The sequence below is a fragment of the Pseudomonas sp. JE3303 genome (assembly GCF_056312565.1).
The window spans coordinates 1-18,981 of the sequence record NZ_JBWGIF010000017.1 but is presented as its reverse complement, the minus strand read 5'-3'; the positions used below and the strand labels follow the sequence as shown (position 1 = coordinate 18,981).

The 18,981-nt window shown below is 62.7% G+C and carries 18 protein-coding genes and 2 tRNA genes; 11 read left to right on the top strand and 9 right to left on the bottom strand.

The genetic code is table 11. The features are described 5' to 3' along the window. From AC0ZZU_RS21965 to AC0ZZU_RS21945, 5 genes are all read left to right on the top strand, one after another. Window positions 1-729, top strand: a complete 729-nt coding sequence (locus AC0ZZU_RS21965; RefSeq protein WP_476343450.1) for an adenosylcobinamide-GDP ribazoletransferase — start codon at window positions 1-3, stop codon at window positions 727-729. A gap of 83 nt (window positions 730-812) precedes the next feature. Continuing rightward, on the top strand, window positions 813-1,997 hold the full coding sequence (locus tag AC0ZZU_RS21960; RefSeq protein ID WP_476343378.1) for a glycoside hydrolase family 5 protein: 1,185 nt from the start codon (window positions 813-815) through the stop codon (window positions 1,995-1,997). 76 nt (window positions 1,998-2,073) lie between these two features. Beyond that, a complete protein-coding gene (locus AC0ZZU_RS21955; protein WP_476343377.1) occupies window positions 2,074-3,276 on the top strand; it encodes an MFS transporter in 1,203 nt (400 codons plus the stop codon). Beyond that, on the top strand, window positions 3,273-3,395 hold the full coding sequence (locus AC0ZZU_RS21950; RefSeq protein ID WP_476343376.1) for a hypothetical protein: 123 nt from the start codon (window positions 3,273-3,275) through the stop codon (window positions 3,393-3,395). Before AC0ZZU_RS21955 ends, AC0ZZU_RS21950 begins: the two co-directional genes overlap by 4 nt. Before the next feature lie 43 nt (window positions 3,396-3,438). Further along, window positions 3,439-3,987, top strand: coding sequence for a glutathione peroxidase (locus AC0ZZU_RS21945; protein WP_476343375.1), 549 nt, complete (start codon window positions 3,439-3,441; stop codon window positions 3,985-3,987). Window positions 3,988-4,077: 90 nt separating this feature from the next. Here AC0ZZU_RS21945 and AC0ZZU_RS21940 read toward each other — a convergent pair whose 3' ends face one another. The 3 genes from AC0ZZU_RS21940 to AC0ZZU_RS21930 all read right to left on the bottom strand — a co-directional run bounded on the left by AC0ZZU_RS21940 (window position 4,078) and on the right by AC0ZZU_RS21930 (window position 6,485). Continuing rightward, a complete protein-coding gene (locus tag AC0ZZU_RS21940) occupies window positions 4,078-5,340 on the bottom strand; it encodes an OmpP1/FadL family transporter (protein WP_476343374.1) in 1,263 nt (420 codons plus the stop codon). 144 nt (window positions 5,341-5,484) lie between these two features. After that, window positions 5,485-5,967, bottom strand: coding sequence for a hypothetical protein (locus tag AC0ZZU_RS21935; RefSeq protein WP_476343373.1), 483 nt, complete (start codon window positions 5,965-5,967; stop codon window positions 5,485-5,487). 293 nt (window positions 5,968-6,260) lie between these two features. Next, window positions 6,261-6,485 carry a hypothetical protein gene (locus AC0ZZU_RS21930; RefSeq protein ID WP_158460083.1) on the bottom strand — a complete coding sequence of 75 codons (225 nt, stop codon included), beginning with the start codon at window positions 6,483-6,485 and terminating at the stop codon, window positions 6,261-6,263. Between the two features lie 172 nt (window positions 6,486-6,657). Between AC0ZZU_RS21930 and AC0ZZU_RS21925 the strand changes: the two genes are divergently transcribed. The 3 genes from AC0ZZU_RS21925 to AC0ZZU_RS21915 all read left to right on the top strand — a co-directional run bounded on the left by AC0ZZU_RS21925 (window position 6,658) and on the right by AC0ZZU_RS21915 (window position 9,413). Then, window positions 6,658-6,882 (top strand): hypothetical protein, encoded by a 225-nt coding sequence (locus tag AC0ZZU_RS21925; RefSeq protein ID WP_476343372.1) that lies wholly within the window; start codon window positions 6,658-6,660, stop codon window positions 6,880-6,882. A gap of 555 nt (window positions 6,883-7,437) precedes the next feature. After that, window positions 7,438-7,866, top strand: coding sequence for a tetratricopeptide repeat protein (locus tag AC0ZZU_RS21920; RefSeq protein WP_476343371.1), 429 nt, complete (start codon window positions 7,438-7,440; stop codon window positions 7,864-7,866). Window positions 7,867-8,042: 176 nt separating this feature from the next. Next, on the top strand, window positions 8,043-9,413 hold the full coding sequence (locus tag AC0ZZU_RS21915; protein WP_476343449.1) for a DNA recombination protein RmuC: 1,371 nt from the start codon (window positions 8,043-8,045) through the stop codon (window positions 9,411-9,413). Here AC0ZZU_RS21915 and AC0ZZU_RS21910 read toward each other — a convergent pair. Further along, on the bottom strand, window positions 9,385-12,861 hold the full coding sequence (locus AC0ZZU_RS21910) for a hybrid sensor histidine kinase/response regulator (protein WP_476343370.1): 3,477 nt from the start codon (window positions 12,859-12,861) through the stop codon (window positions 9,385-9,387). The genes AC0ZZU_RS21915 and AC0ZZU_RS21910 overlap by 29 nt on opposite strands. A gap of 200 nt (window positions 12,862-13,061) precedes the next feature. Here AC0ZZU_RS21910 and AC0ZZU_RS21905 point away from each other — a divergent pair, with 200 nt between their 5' ends. Continuing rightward, the gene (locus AC0ZZU_RS21905) at window positions 13,062-14,936 is read left to right on the top strand and encodes an MFS transporter (RefSeq protein WP_476343369.1); all 1,875 of its coding nucleotides are present in this window, start codon (window positions 13,062-13,064) and stop codon (window positions 14,934-14,936) included. A 13-nt stretch (window positions 14,937-14,949) separates the two neighbouring features. On the opposite strand, the gene sugE is transcribed toward AC0ZZU_RS21905, so the two are convergent. From sugE to rdgC, 3 genes are all read right to left on the bottom strand, one after another. Further along, window positions 14,950-15,267, bottom strand: a complete 318-nt coding sequence (gene sugE, locus AC0ZZU_RS21900) for a quaternary ammonium compound efflux SMR transporter SugE (protein WP_476343368.1) — start codon at window positions 15,265-15,267, stop codon at window positions 14,950-14,952. A gap of 119 nt (window positions 15,268-15,386) precedes the next feature. Further along, window positions 15,387-16,358: a bile acid:sodium symporter family protein gene (locus AC0ZZU_RS21895; protein WP_476343367.1), complete on the bottom strand. Its 972-nt coding sequence runs from the start codon at window positions 16,356-16,358 to the stop codon at window positions 15,387-15,389. 48 nt (window positions 16,359-16,406) lie between these two features. Beyond that, window positions 16,407-17,327, bottom strand: coding sequence for a recombination-associated protein RdgC (rdgC, locus tag AC0ZZU_RS21890; protein ID WP_158460091.1), 921 nt, complete (start codon window positions 17,325-17,327; stop codon window positions 16,407-16,409). A 158-nt stretch (window positions 17,328-17,485) separates the two neighbouring features. Here rdgC and AC0ZZU_RS21885 point away from each other — a divergent pair. Together AC0ZZU_RS21885 and AC0ZZU_RS21880 are read left to right on the top strand one after the other, a co-directional pair. Continuing rightward, window positions 17,486-17,561: transfer RNA gene (locus AC0ZZU_RS21885), tRNA-Val, on the top strand. Window positions 17,562-17,577: 16 nt separating this feature from the next. Next, window positions 17,578-17,654 (top strand) — tRNA-Asp (locus AC0ZZU_RS21880). Window positions 17,655-17,796: 142 nt separating this feature from the next. Here AC0ZZU_RS21880 and map read toward each other — a convergent pair. Both map and AC0ZZU_RS21870 read right to left on the bottom strand, forming a co-directional pair. Then, the gene (gene map, locus AC0ZZU_RS21875; protein WP_476341779.1) at window positions 17,797-18,573 is read right to left on the bottom strand and encodes a type I methionyl aminopeptidase; all 777 of its coding nucleotides are present in this window, start codon (window positions 18,571-18,573) and stop codon (window positions 17,797-17,799) included. Continuing rightward, window positions 18,570-18,797: a ParD-like family protein gene (locus tag AC0ZZU_RS21870; protein ID WP_476341777.1), complete on the bottom strand. Its 228-nt coding sequence runs from the start codon at window positions 18,795-18,797 to the stop codon at window positions 18,570-18,572. Before AC0ZZU_RS21870 ends, map begins: the two co-directional genes overlap by 4 nt. Between the last annotated feature and the right edge of the window lie 184 nt (window positions 18,798-18,981).

Here is an 18,981-nt window from a genome sequence, read left to right as displayed (position 1 = left end):
GTGCTGCCTTTCTGGATTGCCCTGCAGTTCCTGAGCAGCCTGCCAGTGACCCTCCCCGGTATGCCCGCGCCGCGCCAGATGGGCCGTTCGTTGCTGTTCTACCCCGCGATCGGGTTGCTCTTCGGCGTGTTGCTGTGGGGCGCCAGCAGCGTGCTGCATGGCACTGCACCGCCGCTGCAAGCCGCCCTGTTGCTGGCGTTGTGGGTCTTGCTCAGCGGTGCGCTTCACCTTGACGGCCTGGCGGACAGCGCCGACGCATGGCTGGGCGGATTCGGCGACCGCGAGCGCACCTTGCAGATCATGAAGGACCCGCGCAGCGGACCGATCGCCGTGGTCACCCTGATGCTGGTGTTGCTGCTCAAGTTCTGCGCGCTGTGGGTGCTGGTCGAGCGCGGGGAGGGTGCCTGGCTGGTACTCGCGCCGGTGGTCGGCCGCGCGGGACTGCTGGGGCTTTTCCTGTGCACGCCCTACGTCAGGCCTGGGGGCCTGGGCCAGGCGCTCGCCGATCATCTGCCGCGCAGCGCGGGCCGCGGGATGCTGCTGGCGTGCAGCCTGGCGTGCCTGCTGCTGGGCGGACTGCAGGCCGCTGCGGTGCTGGCCGTGTCGCTGCTGGTGTTTGCCTGGTTGCGTCTGCTGATGTGCCGACGCCTGGGCGGTACCACCGGTGATACGGCAGGGGCGCTGCTCGAGGTGCTTGAACTGACCGTGGTGGTGGTCCTGGCCCTGTAACGCCTGGTCACGTGTCGTTTAGTGTTTGAACATGGACCCAGCCGTATGCTCGCCGCCTTTCTCATTCTGGTCGGGGAGGCTGTATGCGCAGCTGGATCACTGCAAGCCTGATAACACTGTGCTGCCTCTCGGGCAACGCGCCCGCCGCCGACCTGATCGGTTTCTGGGACATGCCGCGGCATGGGGGCAACAGCTTCAACCGCCTGCCGCCCGAGCAGGATTACTTCACTGCCCTGCAGGGCTATGGCGCGAGCTGGGTCCGCCTGTCCTACGACAAGTGGCAGCCCAGCGGGCGGGACTTCCTGCTGGGGGATGCCGATGACTACCAGGGCCTTGCCCAGTCTGACCTGGCGACACTGCGCCGGGTGCTGGATGACGCCCATGCGGCGGGTTTGAAAGTGGTCGTCGCTCCGCTGTCGCTGCCCGGCATGCGCTGGGCACAGAACAACCACGACCGCTTCGACGACCGCCTCTGGCAAGACAAGCGCTACTGGGAACAGTCGGCCGCCTTCTGGCGCGACCTGGCCATCGAGCTCAAGGACCACCCGGCGGTCGCCGCCTACAACCTGATCAACGAACCGGCCCCGGAAAAGAACGGTGGCCTGCCCGAGCATGCCAGCGCCGAAGCGATGCGCGCCTGGTACAAGGATGAACAGGGTGGGGCCCGTGATCTGCCATTGCTTTACAAGCGGATTGTTGCGGCTATCCGCGAGGTCGACCCGCACACCCCGGTGATGCTCGACGCCGGTTGGTACGCCGCGGCTGATGCCTTCACCTATTGGCCCGCGCCGCTGGCGGACAGCAAGACCCTCTACAGCGTGCACATGTACGAGCCCTACGCGGCCACCAGCGCGCCCAACCTGACGCGTGCCAAGCCCTACGCCTATCCCGGCCCGGTGCCCTTTGGCGGACGGACGCAATACTGGGATGCCCGCCGGGTTGCCGACTATCTGCAGCAGCCGCTGCGCTGGGCGGCGGCCATGAATCTGCCCAGTTCGCGGCTGGTGGTCGGTGAACTCGGATGCATGCGCCGCCTCCCAGGCTGCCACCAGTACCTGGAAGATACGCTGGGCGTTCTTGACGACGCTCGCCTGCACTGGGCGTTCTACAGTTTTCGCGAAGACAGCTGGGATGGCATGGACTACGAGCTGGGTACCGCAAAGGTGCCCTGGAAGTATTGGGAGGCGATCGAACAGGGCACCCCCGACCCGATTGCACGCGAGGCGACACCGGCGTTCGAGCCCATTCGGCGGCGACTGCAACCGTGATCGATGCATGAAACACTTGCAGTCGTCTCGACGCGGGTATATATCCGCATGACCTTGCGACGGCTGGAGAACAACAATGACTTCCGTTTGGCGGACCAGTGGCTGGATCCTGCTGGGGGCGGCGCTGATCCTGGCACTGTCCCTTGGCGTGCGCCATGGCTTCGGCCTGTTCCTGGCGCCCATGAGCGCCGATTTCGGTTGGGGCCGCGAAGTGTTCGCCTTCGCCATTGCCTTGCAGAACCTGATCTGGGGTCTGGCCCAGCCGTTTGCGGGTGCCTTGGCCGACCGCCTTGGGGCGGCGAGGGTCGTGATCATCGGCGGCATTCTCTACGCCGCCGGGCTTGCGCTCATGGGCATGGCCGACTCCCCCTTGTCGCTGTCACTGAGTGCGGGGCTGCTGATTGGCATCGGGCTTTCCGGGACGTCCTTCTCGGTGATCCTCGGTGTGGTCGGACGTGCGGTACCGGCCGAGAAACGCAGCATGGCCATGGGTATTGCCAGTGCTGCGGGATCGTTCGGCCAGTTTGCCATGCTGCCCGGCACCCTCGGTCTGATAGGCTGGCTCGGCTGGTCTGCGGCGCTGTTGGTACTGGGATTGCTGGTCGCTTTCATCGTGCCATTGGTGGGCCTGCTGCGTGACCGGCCGCTGCCCAGTCATGGGGTAGAACAGACCCTGGGCGAGGCCCTGCGCGAGGCCTGCTCACATTCCGGTTTCTGGCTGCTGGCGCTGGGCTTCTTCGTCTGCGGCTTCCAGGTCGTGTTCATCGGCGTGCACCTGCCGGCCTATCTGGTCGACCAGCACCTGCCCGCCAGCACCGGCACCACAGTGCTGGCCCTTGTCGGGCTGTTCAACATCGTCGGCACCTACACCGCCGGCTGGCTCGGCGGACGCATGTCCAAGCCGCGGCTGCTGACCGGGCTTTACCTGCTGCGCGGGGTAGTCATCGTGCTGTTCCTGCTCGCTCCGGTGACAGAGGTCAGCGCCTACCTGTTCGGCATCGCCATGGGCCTGTTGTGGCTGTCCACCGTGCCCTTGACCAATGGCACCGTCGCCACGCTGTTTGGCGTGCGTAACCTGTCCATGCTCGGCGGGATTGTGTTCCTGTTCCACCAGCTGGGAGCTTTCCTGGGTGGCTGGCTGGGCGGCGTGGTGTATGACCAGACCGGCAACTACGACCTCGTCTGGCAGATCTCGGTGCTGCTCAGCCTCCTGGCTGCCGCACTGAACTGGCCGGTTCGCGAGCGTCCGGTCGCCCGCCTGCAGGCGCATGCCGCATGAGTCGCCGCGCGCTGCCCTGGCTACTGCTGCCTGCCGTGCTTGCGCTGTTGGCTCTCGCCTGGTGGGGTTGGCAGAAGGGCGGGCTGGCGCTGATGCAGTTGGGCATGGGGGTATGTTAGGGGTAACCTGCAAGTCCAAGGACCGTTAGGCAGGAGAACGAAGATGCGAGCACGCTGGTTGTCGATTCCGCTGTTGACCCTCGCCACCGCTGCATCCAGCTGGGCGGCGGATTGCCCGGCGCTGCTGCAGGGCACTTTGCCGGAGCTGCGTGGCAAGGACCAGGTTGATCTGTGCGAACGGTTCGCCGGCAAGCCGCTGGTGGTGATCAACACCGCCAGCTATTGCGGCTTCGCGCCTCAGTTCGAAGGTCTGGAGGGCGCGTACAAGACATATCACGGGCAAGGGCTGGAAATGCTCGGCGTACCCTCCAATGACTTCAAGCAGGAAGACGCTGACAGCGACAAGACCGCCAAGGTCTGCTACGCCAACTACGGCGTCACCTTTACGATGACCAAGGCGCAGACTGTCCGCGGTGCCGATGCCATCCCTTTGTTCAAGAAGCTGGCCGAGCAGAGCAGCGCGCCCAAGTGGAATTTCTACAAGTACGTGGTTGATCGGCGCGGGAAGGTGATCGCCAGTTTTTCAAGCCTCACCAAGCCCGATGATCCGGAGTTCAAGGCGGCGATCGAGAAGGCGATCGCTTCGCAGTAATGAGCTGTTGGCATGCCCGGATGTGCCGCCCATGCTCCTCCCCGAGAAAAACCGCCACAAGGGCGGTTTCTCGTCATCCAGGAAAACCTGTCAGAACCGGTACGTCAGCGAAGCACCTAAGCCATGAGCGACGTTTTCGTACTTGGCCTGGTAACGGCCTTTGGTCGTGCTGGCCAGGTTGACCTTGGTGTCCTCCTCCCAGAGGTATGAGTAGGCCACGTCGATGGTCATGTCATCGCTCGGGCTCCAGCCTGCGCCGACGCTGAATATCTTGCGATCGCCGGTCGGGATGCGGGGCGAACGGTCATGATTGTTGGTCGGCGACTGGTCGACGGTGAAGCCGGTACGCAGCGTCCATTCCTTGTTCAGCTTGTAGGATGCACCGATGGCGTGGGCCCAGGTATCGTGCCAGTTCTGCTCCTCGCTGATGGTCTCGAATGCCGAACCGACCAATGGCTGGGGTACGTCGTTCTGAACGGTGATGTCTTCCAGACGGCTCCAGCGGGTCCAGGTGCTGCCCGCGTAGAGAGTCCACTGGTCGTCCAGTTCATGCGTGATCGACAGATCTACCGATTCCGGCGTCTTGATCTTCAGCGTAGCGTCGAACTTGTCGCCGTTGTATGGGCCGATCAACGGCGTGCTCACGCGCGTCTTGCCTTCGAGCTTGTAGTCGACCATCGAGTGGTAGGTCAGGCCCAGGCGGGTGCTGTCGGTGGCCTGCACCATGATGCCGATGTTGTAGCCGACGGCAGTATCGTCGCCCTTGATCTTCACTTCACCGTCATTGCGGCCTGGGGTGAAGGGATTGATCAGGCTGGAACCCAGCTCACCCTCGATACGGTTGATGGTCGGGCCGAAACCGATCGACACCCGGTCGTTGAAGGCGTAGCTGATGGTGGGCTGGAGGGTGATGACTTCGACATGGCTTTTCTTGCCCCAGTAGCGTGCGGCATCGTCGCTGCCGTAGTCGGTCACCAGGCCGAAAGGTACGTAGATACCGAAACCGACGCTCCAGTGCTCATCCAGTGGCTTGACGTAATAACCCATGGGCACGCCGACGACCGGGACCATATCGCCGTCGGTCTCGCCGCCCAGGTTGCTGCCACCCTTGATGTCGGTCTTGGCAATGACGGCGGCACCGCCAACGGTGACTTGCTCGCGCTTGAGGCGCGACATGCCGGCAGGGTTTCCGTAAATGGTGCTGGCATCTTCTGCAGCGGAAGAACGACCCGCGAAACCTACCCCCATGCCGCTGATGCTTTGTTCATTGAGCGCGAAACCGCTGGCGAGCAGTTGGCTTGAAGCAAGCGTTACGGCAACGGCGAGAGAAGATTTGAGCATTACTTTTTTCATTATTAGAACTCCTTGGGATCTCCGGAGCGAACGCTACCAACATTTCCCTCGGCGCGCTATAGGCTGAATCCCCGGAGATAGAGCGGTTTTGTAGGACAATCCTACCTGTATCGACAGACCTTTCTGATTCCCTCGTAGGAAATTTCAGCAAGCGTGCAGGGCCAGCGGATCGATGCAGGTATGCCAGGCATCGGTGAAGTCGCGCAAGCGGCCCTGTGGATGGAAAGCCTGGCGCCAGATGCGTGCCAATCCCAGCAAGTCATCGGCCCTGGGCAGGGGCGAACCTTGCTCCTCGATGAGCATCCACGCAATGGCAGTGGCGTAGCGCAGATTGACGGTGAGTTCGAGATGCGGACCGCAGAGAAAAGCATGCTGACTGGCCAGCCCGCGCACCAGGCTGGCAAGCTCCGGATCGCGGGCAAGGAATTTATCCCACAAACAATTGTGACGTGTCTCACCGATTCTATAGAGCCCGTGCCCACGTCGATCATGCAGCGCCGATCCCAGTGCCGACTGGCTGGCAGCCACCCCCAGAAGCAGGGCTTCGGCGCTCTGGCAATGGCGGCCCAGATAGAGAAGGGTCGGGCGGATCACATACTGGCTCAATTCGTTCGCAGCGATACCCATGGTGGCCTCGAACTGAAGATGGCCGACGGGCACTGGAGCTTGGCAGCTGTTGAATGGTCAGGCCCGCCGGAAGCGACATGAGCCGCTCGAGTTGAAGTGTAGTGTGATAACCGTGATGTAAAGGACTGTTTTTAAATCGATTGAAACAAGCGCCGCAGTACCTATATGCCTTCAGGCGATTACCAGGTCTGGGAGGGAAGAAAGGTGGCGATAGGCTTGTAGGCGGGTTCGCTGGGCAAGCCGGAGCGCCGGATCGGCGCTCCCATGGCAGGCTTGCCTTGGCGAGAGGTGGCTTATGCGGTGAGCGACTGGCGGGTGCGAGCGATGATCGCTTGCAGTGGCTCGGCCGTCTTGTATTGCTCTGGGTACAGGCGTTCGGTATGGCATGCAATGCCATGCTCGTCGACCAGGGTAAAGCTGAAGCTGCCTTTGCGCGGAGCAAAGATCAGGCAGTTCAAAGGGGCAAATGCCTGGGAGAGGGTGCTAACCGCAGCCTGGAAGTGATGATTATGCGTCATAGTTATTGGATGTTCCTGCAATAAACACGGATTCGAGCCGTGCACGATGAAAACGTTCCAGTAGCGTCATGATTTAGTGAGGACGCAGGACCTGTCTGGAACAGGACAGCCAGTTTGGGCGCAATGATATGAGTGGCGCTGGGCTGACTGGTAGGTACATGGGAAGGCAGGCATGCAGCCAGGGCAAGGTTCTAGGCCTCTGGATGAAGATCCTGATCAATTTTCCGGTAGGTTCTTGCTTGGGCAGGTATTGATTGCCGAGGGAACCATCGAGTGGGCCGGTCCTGGTTTCGACAGCCGCTGCTCGATGATTGAGCAGGATGCTGCAAGGACAGTGTGGCCAGAATTGACTTTCAAGCTTGGTACTAACGGCGGCAACGTTACAGCAGTTGCCTGAGGATAGCAAGCGCTGATTCTGCTACCGAGCTTAGCCGAGCAGTATCTCCCAACCGATAAGCGATGTGAAGAGGCTCGAGGCTCTGGAACCCGGTTCACTGACACATTTCGTTTCTCTCACGCACGGCGCCGTGAGGGTTGTACACATCGGGAAGCAGGCTTGTCTCAACCTCGTGACATGGCGGCGGTTCCCCGCCAATGACTTGGCTGCAGACTTAAGTCAATGAAAAAAAACACTAATTCGAGCTGGTGAAAAAATCGTCAGTTTGACTTCGAGCCCCATTCCATAAGGGTTTGCGGGCTCCCGGAGGGGGTTGTCCACTGAGTTATCCACAGCTTCTGTGGATTGTCCCAAGGGCTTGCTCTAGCACGGGCGTGCCAGGATTTGCCGGTCTGTCCGACAATCCAGCGCACGCCTCTTTGACGGAATTGGAGCAGGTGAAACCGTCAAGAAAAAAACGTGATTTTTTTTGAGTTTTCTGTAGGAAAGCGCCCTGCCATTCGGCGGAAAAAGGAGTAGAGTGGCGCGCCTCTCGAGTTGCCATCGCTTTTTGTCATGATATTTCGCGGTAAAAATCTCGCTGACCCGTCGGCCCCCATGTCGTTACCCGAGCCCAAGCGCTTTTCGCTGAAGGTGGCCTTGTGGCTGCTCGACAGTCCACGATTGGGAGACAAGCCCAGCGTCAAGCATTTTGCCGGGCGCCTGCTCAAGCAGCCCGCGCGCCAAGGTGTGGTAGTGGCCCAGAGCCGCCTTGGACAGATGCTCTGCCGGGACTGTGGCAATGCCCGAGACCGGCGTATCGGCCACGAGCTGCTACGCCAGGCTGCCCGCGCGGGTGATCGCCGCGCTCAGCTCGAATACGGCCGCCTGTGCTCGCAGCCTCATGCCAACGCGCCGGAGCAGGCGCGTTACTGGCTGGAACTGGCAGCCGCAAAAGGCTCGCAGGAAGCACGCCGTTTGCTCAGGCAATTACCGCAGTCTTGAGGCCTTCGCCGCGCCAGGCTGATAAGCTGCGAACATGATTCGCAGGATTGATCGGGGTAGCTATGGCGGTAGATCTGGCCAGCATTGCGGTGGGCATGGTGGCGGCGGCAGTGCCGTGTCTGGGCTGGGCGTTGCACCTGCAGCGGCGGTTGGCATTGCGCCAGGGCGAATTGGCCCTGCTTGAAGAACGCCTGGGCAGTTCGCAACTGGCGCAGGAGGGCCTGCAGGCTCAGCTTGAGGCCAGCCGGGACGAAATCAGCGATCTCAGCGAAGCCAACGCCGCCAAGCAGGCCAGCCTGGCCGCACAGGGCCGTGAGCTTGAGCTGCTGCAGGTGGACCGTGACAACGCTCGTGACGCGGCCCACGCCTGGCAGCTCGAGCGATCCACCCGTGAAGCGGAGCTGCGCCGCCTCGATGCCCAGGCCGCGGGCCTGGCCGCCGAGTTGCGCGAACAGCAGGAAAATCACCAGCAGCGCCTCGAAGACTTGCAAGAAGCCCGCGATACCTTGCGGGCGCAGTTTTCCGACCTGGCCACCAAGATCTTCGACGAGCGCGAGCAGCGCTTCGCCCAGACCAGCCAGCAGCACCTCGGCCAACTGCTCGATCCGCTCAAGGAGCGTATTCAGTCCTTCGAGAAACGCGTCGAGGAAAGCTACCAGCAAGAAGCTCGCGAGCGTTTTTCCCTGGGCAAGGAACTGGAGCGCCTGCAGCAGCTCAACCAGCGCCTGAGCGATGAAGCAACCAACCTCACCCAGGCCCTCAAGGGCCAGAAGACCCAGGGCAACTGGGGCGAGCTGATTCTTGAGCGGGTGCTTGAGCATGCAGGCCTTGAGAAGGGTCGCGAATACCAGACTCAGGTCAGCCTCAAGAGCGCCGACGGCGAGCGCTTCCAGCCCGATGTGCTGATCATGATGCCGGGCGGCAAGCAGGTAGTGGTCGACGCCAAGGTCAGCCTTACAGCCTATCAGCAGTATGTCAGCGACCCCGACAGTCAGGCCGCCCAGGCCGCGCTCAAGCAGCACGTGCTGTCGCTGCGCAACCACGTCAAGGGCCTTTCAGGCAAGGACTACAGCCGCCTGGACGGCCTGCACAGCCTGGATTTCGTGCTGCTCTTCGTGCCCATCGAGGCGGCGTTCTCGGCGGCCCTGCAAGCCGAGCCCAATCTGTTCCAGGAAGCCTTCGACCGGCAGATCATCATCGTCAGCCCGACCACGCTTCTGGCCACGCTGAGGGTGATCGACAGCCTGTGGAAGCAAGAGCGCCAGAGTCAGAACGCCCGCGAAATCGCCGAGCGTGCCGGGTGGCTGTACGACAAGTTCGTGCTGTTCATCCAGGACCTGGACGAGCTGGGCACGCGCCTGCAGCAAGTGGACAAAGCCTACGCCGCGGCGCGCAACAAGCTGTGCGAAGGGCGCGGCAACCTGATCAGCCGCAGCGAGCAGCTCAAGCTGCTCGGTGCACGCGCCAGCAAGAGCCTCGCGGCCGACCTGCTGGAACGCGCGCTGAGTGATACCCCGGTCACTGAGCCAGGCTCAGATGGCGATTGAGTAATGCCCGCAAGGCTGCCGGCTTGACCGGCTTGGTCAGATAGTCGAGGCCTGCGGCATGTACCTGGGCGATCGTTTCGCTGCGCCCGTCGGCACTGATCACCACCCCCGGAACCGGCTCGCCCAGGCGGGTCCGTAGCCAGGCCATGAGCCCGGTACCTGTCTCGCCGTCATCCAGGTGATAGTCGACCAGCGCCAGGTGCGGACGCATGCCTTTGTCCAGCAGCGCGCCGCATTCCTGCTGGTTTCGCGCGGTCCACACCTGACAGCCCCAGCGGCTGAGCAGGCTGCTCATGCCTACCAGGATGCTGTCCTCGTTATCGACGCACAGCACCTGGAGGCCGGCCAGCGGCTGCCCGGGCTGTTCGACCGGCGCGCTCTGCACGGGCGCGGCGCTGCTGGCCAGCGGCACGCTGACCCGAAACACCGTGCCCTTGCCTGGCCACGAGCGCACCTGCAGCTCATGGCCCAGCACACGGCACAGGCCGTCAGCAATCGCCAATCCCAGCCCCAGACCTTTCTCCGCGCGGGTCTGGTGGCTGTCCAGGCGCTTGAACTCCTGGAAAATCACCTGCAGCTTGTCGTCGGCAATCCCCGGTCCCCGGTCCCATACCTCCAGCCACAAGCGACCCTTGCGGCGCCTGGCGCCCAACAGGATGGGGCTCTTGCCGTAGCGCAAGGCGTTGGTAAGGAAGTTCTGCAGGATACGCCGGAGCAGCTTCATGTCGCTGTGCACCCGCAGGCGGCTGCCGCGCAGGCGGAACTCCAGGCCTTTCTGGCGCGCCAGCACCGTGAACTCCGCGCCCAGGGCGTCAAACAGCTCACTCAGGGCGAACGGCTTGGGATCGGGGGTGATCTTGCCGTTTTCGAGGCGCGAGATGTCGAGCAGGTCGCTGATCAGCTCTTCGGCGGAACGCAGCGAGCTGTCCATGTGCTGCACCAGTTGCTGGGCGTCCTCGGACAACTCCTCGCCTTGCTGCGACAGCGCGGCCGAGAACAGCCGGGCAGCATTCAGGGGCTGCATCAGGTCATGGCTGACTGCCGCGAGGAAGCGCGTCTTGGACTGGCTCACCGCCTCGGCGTGGCTCTTGGCCTCGCTCAAGGCCTGGTTGAGCTGCGAGAGCTCGAACGTGCGGGCGGCAACGCGTTGTTCCAGCCCTTCATTGGCCTCCTTCAACGCCTGCTCGGCCTCGCGGAACGGGGTGATATCGGTGAAGCTCATGACGAAACCGCCGCCGGGCATCGGGTTGCCGATCAGTTCGATGACCCGGCCATTTGGAAACAACCGCTCGGAAGTGTGCGCGCGGCCTTGGCGCATCCAGTGCAGGCGGCGGGCGACATGCACCTGCGCCTCGCCCGGCCCGCACAGGCCACGCTCGGCGTTGTAGCGGATGATGTCGGCGATCGGCCGGCCGACACTGATCAGCCCGTCCGGATAGTTGAACAGCTCCAGGTAACGGCGGTTCCAGGCAACCAGATGGAGGTTCTGGTCGACCACGCTGATACCCTGGTTGATGTTCTCGATCGCTCCCTGCAGCAAGGCGCGGTTGAACTGCAGCACCTCGGAAGCTTCGTCGGCAATGCGCACTACGTCCTCGAGCTGCATCTCGCGGCCTTCGATGGCCGCCTTGACCACTGCGCGGGTCGAGGAGGTGCCGAGCACCCCGGCCAGCAGGCGTTCGGTATGCTCGATCCAGTCGCCATCGGCGTTCTGGTTGGGGTTGAAGCCTTTGCCCTGGCGATAGGCGAAGCGTATGAAGCTCTGCCGGGCGCGTTCCTCGCCGACGAAGCGCGCCGCCAGTTGGAGCAGGTCGTCGATCTGCACCGCCAGCAGCGAGCGGCTGCCCGGCCGGGCGCTGGTCTGCTGTCCGATGAATCGACCGGCCTGCCAATGCTCCGACACCCGCGTGCGCGACAGGATCGACACCCAGGCGAACAGCGTGAAGTTACCTGCCAGTGACAGCACCACCCCTTGGGTCAGCGGCGTGATCGGCAGGTTCAGCGGGTTGCCGTGCAGCCAGTCCAGGCCGGGGAACAGCGCCAGGGACCAGCCCAGGCTATGGGCGGTGATGGGTAGCACCAGGGTGTAGAACCACAGGAAGATCCCTGCGGCCAGCCCCGCGAACACGCCACGCCGGTTGGCTTGTTTCCAGTACAGCGCGCCGAGCATCGCCGGCGCCAGTTGCGTCACCGCGGCAAAGGCGATCTGGCCGATGGTCGCCAGGCTGGCGGTGGAGCCCAGCAGGCGGTAGCTGACATAAGCCAGCAGGAGGATCACGACGATGGTCACCCTGCGCACCGACAGCATCCAGTGGCGGAACACCTCGAAAGGCCGCTCTGCGTTGTTGCGCCGCAGCAACCAGGGCAGGAGCATGTCATTGGAAACCATGGTCGACAGCGCCACCGCCTCGACGATCACCATCCCGGTGGCGGCGGAGGCGCCGCCGATGAAAGCGAGCAGGGCGAGGCTCGGGTGTGCCTCGGCGAGCGGCAGACTGATGACGAAGGAGTCGGAAATCACCGTGCCCGGCAGCAGCAGTTGCCCGGCCAGCGCGATCGGCACCACGAACAGCGCGGCGAGCACCAGGTACAGCGGAAACACCCATCGCGCCAGGCGCAGGTCCTGAGCCTCGGTGTTCTCCACCACGGTAACGTGGAATTGGCGAGGCAGGCAGATGATCGCCATCATCGCCACCATGGTCTGCACCACCATCGAAGGCCAGTTGATGGTCTCTTCCCAGTAGCTGTCCAGGTGGGGTGCCAGACGCGCCTGAGTGAACAGGTCGTCGAAGCCGTCATACAGGTTGAAGACCACGAAGGCGCCCACGGCTAGAAACGCCAGCAGCTTGACCAGCGCTTCGAACGCAATCGCCAGCACCATGCCCCGGTGGTGCTCGGTCACGTCCAGGCTACGAGTGCCGAAGACGATACTGAACAGCGCCAGCACCAGCGAGACCACCAGCGCGGTGTCCTGCACGCGGCTGCCGGTGGCGTCGGCATTGGCGCCGATCAAGAGGTTGACCCCCAGCACGATGCCCTTGAGCTGCAGCGCAATGTAGGGCAGCACGCCGACCAGGCAGATCAGCGCCACGACCACGGCCAGGGTCTGCGACTTGCCATAGCGCGCTGCGATGAAGTCGGCGATCGAGGTAATGTTTTCCTGCTTGCTGATCAACACCATCTTCTGGAGTACCCATGGCGCGAACAGCAACAGCAGCACCGGGCCCAGGTAGATCGGCAGGAATGCCCAAAGCTGCTCGGCGGCCTGGCCGACCGCGCCGAAGAACGTCCAGCTGGTGCAGTAGACCGCCAGCGACAGGCTATAGACCCAGGCGCGCAGACGCGGCGGCAGCGGGGTGCTGCGGCGGTCGCCGTAGAAGGCGATGGCGAACATGATGGCCATATAGACCAGGGCGACCACGGCGATCAGCCCGCTGGACAACGACATGACAACTCCGCAAAAAAGCCGATCCCGGTCAGACAGTCTGGCACGGCGCCCGGGGTTAGTCAGCGCCGACGTTGGTTGTAGTAGCAAGCGTGACAAGGGTCGCAGTCCTGGCCCGCCAACGGTAATCTGCAGCTTGGGCCCTGTGGCGCTATCATGGCGAACCCCAATGACAACGCCTCATGCATGTACAAGGACGGACGATGAGTCACCCCTCGCAATTCACCTTGCTCGGCAAGCGACGCTTCTTGCCTTTTTTCATCACCCAGTCGCTGGGTGCCTTCAACGACAATCTGTTCAAGCAGTCGCTGATCCTGGCGATTCTCTACAAGCTCAGCCTTGAAGGCGACCGGTCGATCTGGGTCAATCTTTGCGCGCTGCTGTTCATCCTGCCGTTCTTTCTGTTTTCGGCGCTCGCCGGGCAATTTGGCGAGAAGTTTGCCAAGGACGCGCTGATCCGCGTGATCAAGCTGGCCGAGATCGTCATCATGGCCATCGGTGCGGTCGGTTTCGTCAGCAATCATCTCGAACTGATGTTGCTGGCGCTCTTTGCCATGGGCACCCATTCGGCGCTGTTCGGGCCGGTGAAGTACTCGATATTGCCCCAGGCGTTGCGCGAGCAGGAGCTGGTGGGTGGCAACGGATTGGTGGAGATGGGGACCTTCCTGGCCATCCTGGCGGGCACCATCGGTGCCGGGGTGATGATGTCGAGCACCCACTATGCGCCCATCGTCGCCATGGCCGTGGTGGGTGTGGCGATGCTGGGCTATCTGGCCAGCCGCTGGATTCCCCGGGCCGCCGCGACTGCTCCGGGCATGAAGCTGAACTGGAACATCTTCACTCAGACCTGCGCCACCTTGCGCCTGGGCCTGGGACAGACACCGGCAGTGTCGCGGTCGATCGTCGGCAATTCCTGGTTCTGGTTCGTCGGGGCCATCTACCTGACCCAGATCCCGGCATACGCCAAGGACTGGCTGCATGGGGACGAGACGGTCGTGACCCTGGTGCTGACACTGTTCTCGGTGGGCATCGCAGTGGGTTCGCTGCTGTGCGAGCGCCTGAGCGGGCGAAAGGTGGAGATCGGCCTGGTGCCGTTCGGATCGTTCGGGCTCACCGTCTTCGGCCTGCTCTGGTGGTGGCATTCCGGTGATGTAGAGGCTGCGGCCACGCCCCATGACTGGCTAGCGCTGCTGGGCATGGCGCAAGCATGGTGGATTCTCGGGGCGATCGTCGGGCTGGGCGTGTTCGGCGGCTTCTATATAGTCCCGCTATACGCACTGATCCAGGCGCGGACAGCCGAAGACCAGCGGGCGCGGGTGATTGCCGCCAACAACATTCTCAACGCGTTGTTCATGGTGGTTTCGGCGATCGTCACCATCGTCCTGCTGAGCGTGGCCAAGCTGTCGATTCCGCAACTGTTCCTGGTGGTGTCGCTGCTCAACATCGCGGTCAATGCCTATATCTTCCGCATTGTCCCCGAGTTCACCATGCGCTTCATGATCTGGCTGCTCAGCCATTCCATGTACCGGGTCGAGCATCGCGGCCTAGAGCGGATTCCCGATGAAGGCGCGGCACTGCTGGTGTGCAACCACGTGTCGTTCGTCGATGCGCTGCTGATCGCCGGAGCCGTGCGCCGGCCGATCCGTTTTGTCATGTACTACAAGATCTACCGTCTGCCGGTGCTCAACTTCATCTTCCGCACGGCGGGTGCGATTCCGATTGCCGGACGCAGCGAAGATGCGGCGGCCTACGAGCAGGCCTTCGAGAGGATTGCCGCCTCACTGGCGGCGGGGGAGCTGGTGTGCATCTTCCCCGAAGGCAAGCTCAGCACTGACGGCGAGATCGACGTGTTCAAGAGCGGCGTCAAGCGCATCCTCGCAGAGACACCGGTACCGGTGATTCCATTGGCCTTGCAAGGGCTCTGGGGGAGCTTCTTCAGCCGGGATCCAGCCAAGGGGCTGTTCCGAAGGCTATGGTCGCGGGTCACGCTGGTAGCCGGGGAAGTCGTCGAGGTGGAGGAGGCGCAACCCGAATCGCTGCGCGCGAAGGTCAGTGCCCTGCGCGGCAGCGTACGGTAGAGCGGGGCAAAGTTCAGCTGGCGCTGACCTTGAGGCCGATCAGCCCGCAGACGATCAGCGCCACGCTGACCAGTCGAACCAGCGCCATCGATTCACCAAACAGGATGATCCCGGCGATGACCGTGCCGACCGCGCCGACACCCGTCCAGATGGCGTAGGCGGTCCCCAGCGGCAACTCTTTCACGGCCAGGCCCAGCAGGCCAAGGCTGATGACCATTGCTCCCACAGTCAGCACGGTGGGCAATGGACGCGAAAAGCCGTCGGTATATTTCAAGCCGACGGCCCAGCCAACCTCGAACAGGCCGGCGAAAAACAGAATGATCCAGGACATAGGTCAGGTCTCCATCAGCTCAAGGATGGGGCCGTCCCCGGATCGTTCACGCAGCGCGTCGTGAGGTCGTCCTCACAGTGCGCACTATATTGCACATCTGCCGGTGCCGGGGCAAGCCTTCAGGAAGAACGGGCAGCCTGTTCCACCTTCGTGGATGGGGGCGATGGCTCTTCCATGCGGCGGAACCAAGTGGAGAGCAGGGCGCCGGAAATGTTGTGCCATACGCTGAACAACGCGCTTGGCACCGCCGCCAGTGGTGAAAAGTGCGCGCTGGCCAGTGCTGCCCCCAGCCCCGAGTTCTGCATACCCACCTCCAGCGCCAGCGACTTGCGCTGGGCCAGAGGCAACTTGCACAGCTTGCCGGTCAGGTAGCCGAGCAGGAAGCCGAAGCTGTTGTGCAATACCACCACCGCCATGATCAGCAGGCCGGACTCGGCGATCTTCGCCTGGCTGGCGGCAACCACCGCGCAGACAATCATCACGATGCTCACCACCGACACCAGCGGCAGCACCTGTACTGCCAACTGCACCCGTGCGCCAAGCAGGCGCTGGGCCAGTACGCCGAGCACGATCGGCAGCATCACCAGTTGCAGGATCGACCAGAACATGTCCATGAAGGACACCGGCAGCCAGGCCGAGGCCAGCAGCCAGATGAGGGTAGGGGTGAGCAGCGGCGCCAGCAGCGTGGTGACCGCGGCGATCGCCACCGCCAGCGCCAGGTCCCCCTTGGACAGCCACACCATGACGTTGGACGCGGTGCCGCTCGGGCAGCAGCCGACGAGGATTACCCCCACGGCGATTTCCGGTGGCAGGTGGAACAGCTGGCAGAGCAGCCACGCCACACCTGGCATGATCATGAAATGCGCCACTACCCCCAGCGCCACCCGCCATGGCTGGCGAGCCACGGCGGCGAAGTCGTCGAGCTTGAGCGTCAGGCCCATGCCGAACATCACCAGGCCCAACAGCGGCACGATCCAGCTTTTCAGGCCGATGAACCACTGCGGCTGGAAAAATGCCAGGCAGGCGAACAGCAGCACCCACGCGGCAAAGGTATTGCCGACGAATCGGCTGAGGGCGGCAAGGGCACGCATGATATTTCCTTCTTCTTGTATAAGCGTCAGCACGAGGGGCGAGGTAGATCAGACCCCCTGCGGGATCTCTTCGCCACCCAAGGCTTCGAACAGCGCTGGCAGGTAGTCGGCGAAGGTGAGCATCATCAGCAGGAAGCTGGCGTCGAGTTGGCCAAGGGCTTCGTCGCCGCCATCCTGTTCAGCCTGGTCCTGCAGCAGCTCTTCGAACTTGAGGCGCTTGATGACCATCTTGTCGTCGAGGACGAACGACAGCTTGTCCTGCCAGGCCAGCGACAGCTGGGTGACCACCTTGCCGGTACCCAGGTGCAGCTGGATTTCGTCGCTGGTCAGGTCCTGGCGTTTGCAGCGCACGATGCCGCCGTCTTCGTGAGTGTCGCGCAGTTCGCATTCGTCCAGCACATGGAAGTCCGGGGCAGCTTTTTGCGATTTGACCCAATCGGTCATGGTCGCGGTCGGCGCGATCTTCACCGACACCGGACGTACCGGCAGCGAGCCCATCACTTCGCGCAGGGTGGAGAGCAGGTCTTCGGCGCGTTTGGCGCTGGCAGAGTTGACCAGGATCAGGCCCTGGCGCGGAGCGATGGCGGCGAACACCATCGAGCGGCGGATAAAGGCACGCGGCAGGAATGCCTGGATGATCTCGTCCTTGATCTGGTCGCGTTCCTTTTTATAGACCTTGCGCATCTGCTCGGTCTCGATCTCGTCGATCTTCTCTTTAACGGCATCGCGCACGACGCTGCCAGGGAGGATACGTTCTTCTTTACGCGCAGCGATCAGCAGGTAGTCACCGCTGACGTGAACCAGCGGTGCATCCTCGCCCTTGCCGAAGGGCGCGACGAAACCGTAGGTGGTCAACTCCTGGCTGGCGCAGGGACGGGCCGGCTTGGAGGCCAGGGCGGTTTCCAGAGCTTCGGCGTCGAACGCAACGTCCTGGGTCAGGCGGTAGGTCAGCAGGTTTTTGAACCACATGGGGTGAAACTCTCCTTAATGCATAAGGAGGGCATTATTCTCCGTGCGGCAGTTTCAGGCCAGACCTGTAGGTCTTTGAAACGCCTCAAAAAATAATTTAAAAAAGTGCTTGCCAGGGTGGCGGGTGCTCCGTAGAATGCGCGCCACACCGAGACGAAGGGTGATTAGCTCAGCTGGGAGAGCATCTGCCTTACAAGCAGAGGGTCGGCGGTTCGATCCCGTCATCACCCACCACTTCTCAGTGTATAGCGCAGCGGTAGTTCAGTCGGTTAGAATACCGGCCTGTCACGCCGGGGGTCGCGGGTTCGAGTCCCGTCCGCTGCGCCATATTCCAGCTTCCAGGGCCCACTGAACACCCGGAAGCCACAAAGAAAGCGACCTTAGGGTCGCTTTTTTTGTTTGTATCGTTTTCCCGACGCTCCCCCTGAATGCCGCTCAGGGCTCATCAGGGGAATGGCTCGGCGTACCGCTATCCTCGCAACTCCTCTTCCCGCAACGTCAGCACCTCAAACCCATCCTCGGTCACTGCCACCGTATGCTCCCACTGCGCCGACAGGCTGCGGTCCCGCGTGATGACGGTCCAGCCGTCGCGCAGGGTGCGGGTGCCACGTCCGCCCTGGTTGATCATCGGCTCGATGGTGAAGACCATGCCCGGCTTCAGGGTCAGGCCACTGCCCCGTTGTCCGTAGTGCAGCACTTCGGGACCTTCGTGCATCTGCCGGCCAATACCGTGTCCGCAGTATTCTCGCACCACGCTGTAGCCTGCTGCTTCGGCGTGTGTCTGGATCGCGTGGCCGACGTCGCCAAGAGTGGCGCCGGGGCGGACTTGCTCGATGCCCTTCCACATTGCGTCGTAGGTGGTTTCGACCAGGCGACGGGCTTCAACTTCGATTTTGCCCACACAGTACATCTTCGAGGAATCGGCAATGTACCCACCTTGTTCCAAGGTGATGTCGACGTTGATGATCGAGCCCTCGGCCAGGATCTCGCTCGCATTCGGCATTCCATGGCAGACCACGTGATCGACCGAGGTATTCAATGAGTAGGGGAAGCCGTACTGGCCCTTGCTGGCCGGACGTGCCCTCAGCGTCTCGACGATGAAGGCATCGGCGCGGTCGTTGATCTGCAGGGTGCTGACGCCGGCGCGAATGAACCCGTCCAGGTCGGCGAACACCTGGGCCAGCAGTTGCCCGGCACGACGCATCAGCGCCAGTTGGGCGGCGTCCTTGATGATCACTTGGCTCACTGGATCAGCTCCTTGAGGCTGGCTTGCTCCTGACGCAGCAGTTGGCGCAGCAACTCCTGGTAATTGGCCTGGGGGTTCAGTTCGGCGAGCATGCCGATGCGAATCCAGAACTCGGCCTGGGCGTTGATCGAGCGCGACAACGCAGCGCTGGCGACGCGCAAGTCCTCGTGCAGGTCTTCGGCAATCTTGAGTGCTCCTGGATATACGAAACATATCTGAATCATATACTCCTACTGTTTTGGCGCGCTACCTCTTGGTGCGCTAATCACCCAATCAGTGCAAGCCACCCCGGCCCATGTGGGAGCGCGCCTTGTGCCGCGATCGGGCCCGCAGGGGCCGCAAAATCTGCAAACGCAGTGGTTCTGGCACACCGCGATTGCAGGTTTTACGGCCCCTGCGGGCCCGATC

What these genes read in the sequence shown, in the direction of transcription:
- AC0ZZU_RS21940 (WP_476343374.1), bottom strand. Translation starts at nt 5,340, where the DNA reads ATGAAAAAAGTAATGCTCAAATCTTCTCTCGCCGTTGCCGTAACGCTT.
- AC0ZZU_RS21905 (WP_476343369.1), top strand. Translation starts at nt 13,062, where the DNA reads ATGAGTCACCCCTCGCAATTCACCTTGCTCGGCAAGCGACGCTTCTTG.
- AC0ZZU_RS21935 (WP_476343373.1), bottom strand. Translation starts at nt 5,967, where the DNA reads ATGGGTATCGCTGCGAACGAATTGAGCCAGTATGTGATCCGCCCGACC.
- AC0ZZU_RS21930 (WP_158460083.1), bottom strand. Translation starts at nt 6,485, where the DNA reads ATGACGCATAATCATCACTTCCAGGCTGCGGTTAGCACCCTCTCCCAG.
- rdgC (WP_158460091.1), bottom strand. Translation starts at nt 17,327, where the DNA reads ATGTGGTTCAAAAACCTGCTGACCTACCGCCTGACCCAGGACGTTGCG.
- AC0ZZU_RS21910 (WP_476343370.1), bottom strand. Translation starts at nt 12,861, where the DNA reads ATGTCGTTGTCCAGCGGGCTGATCGCCGTGGTCGCCCTGGTCTATATG.
- AC0ZZU_RS21960 (WP_476343378.1), top strand. Translation starts at nt 813, where the DNA reads ATGCGCAGCTGGATCACTGCAAGCCTGATAACACTGTGCTGCCTCTCG.
- AC0ZZU_RS21950 (WP_476343376.1), top strand. Translation starts at nt 3,273, where the DNA reads ATGAGTCGCCGCGCGCTGCCCTGGCTACTGCTGCCTGCCGTGCTTGCG.
- AC0ZZU_RS21895 (WP_476343367.1), bottom strand. Translation starts at nt 16,358, where the DNA reads ATGCGTGCCCTTGCCGCCCTCAGCCGATTCGTCGGCAATACCTTTGCC.
- AC0ZZU_RS21925 (WP_476343372.1), top strand. Translation starts at nt 6,658, where the DNA reads ATGCAGCCAGGGCAAGGTTCTAGGCCTCTGGATGAAGATCCTGATCAA.
- AC0ZZU_RS21920 (WP_476343371.1), top strand. Translation starts at nt 7,438, where the DNA reads ATGATATTTCGCGGTAAAAATCTCGCTGACCCGTCGGCCCCCATGTCG.
- AC0ZZU_RS21945 (WP_476343375.1), top strand. Translation starts at nt 3,439, where the DNA reads ATGCGAGCACGCTGGTTGTCGATTCCGCTGTTGACCCTCGCCACCGCT.
- AC0ZZU_RS21870 (WP_476341777.1), bottom strand. Translation starts at nt 18,797, where the DNA reads ATGATTCAGATATGTTTCGTATATCCAGGAGCACTCAAGATTGCCGAA.
- sugE (WP_476343368.1), bottom strand. Translation starts at nt 15,267, where the DNA reads ATGTCCTGGATCATTCTGTTTTTCGCCGGCCTGTTCGAGGTTGGCTGG.
- AC0ZZU_RS21955 (WP_476343377.1), top strand. Translation starts at nt 2,074, where the DNA reads ATGACTTCCGTTTGGCGGACCAGTGGCTGGATCCTGCTGGGGGCGGCG.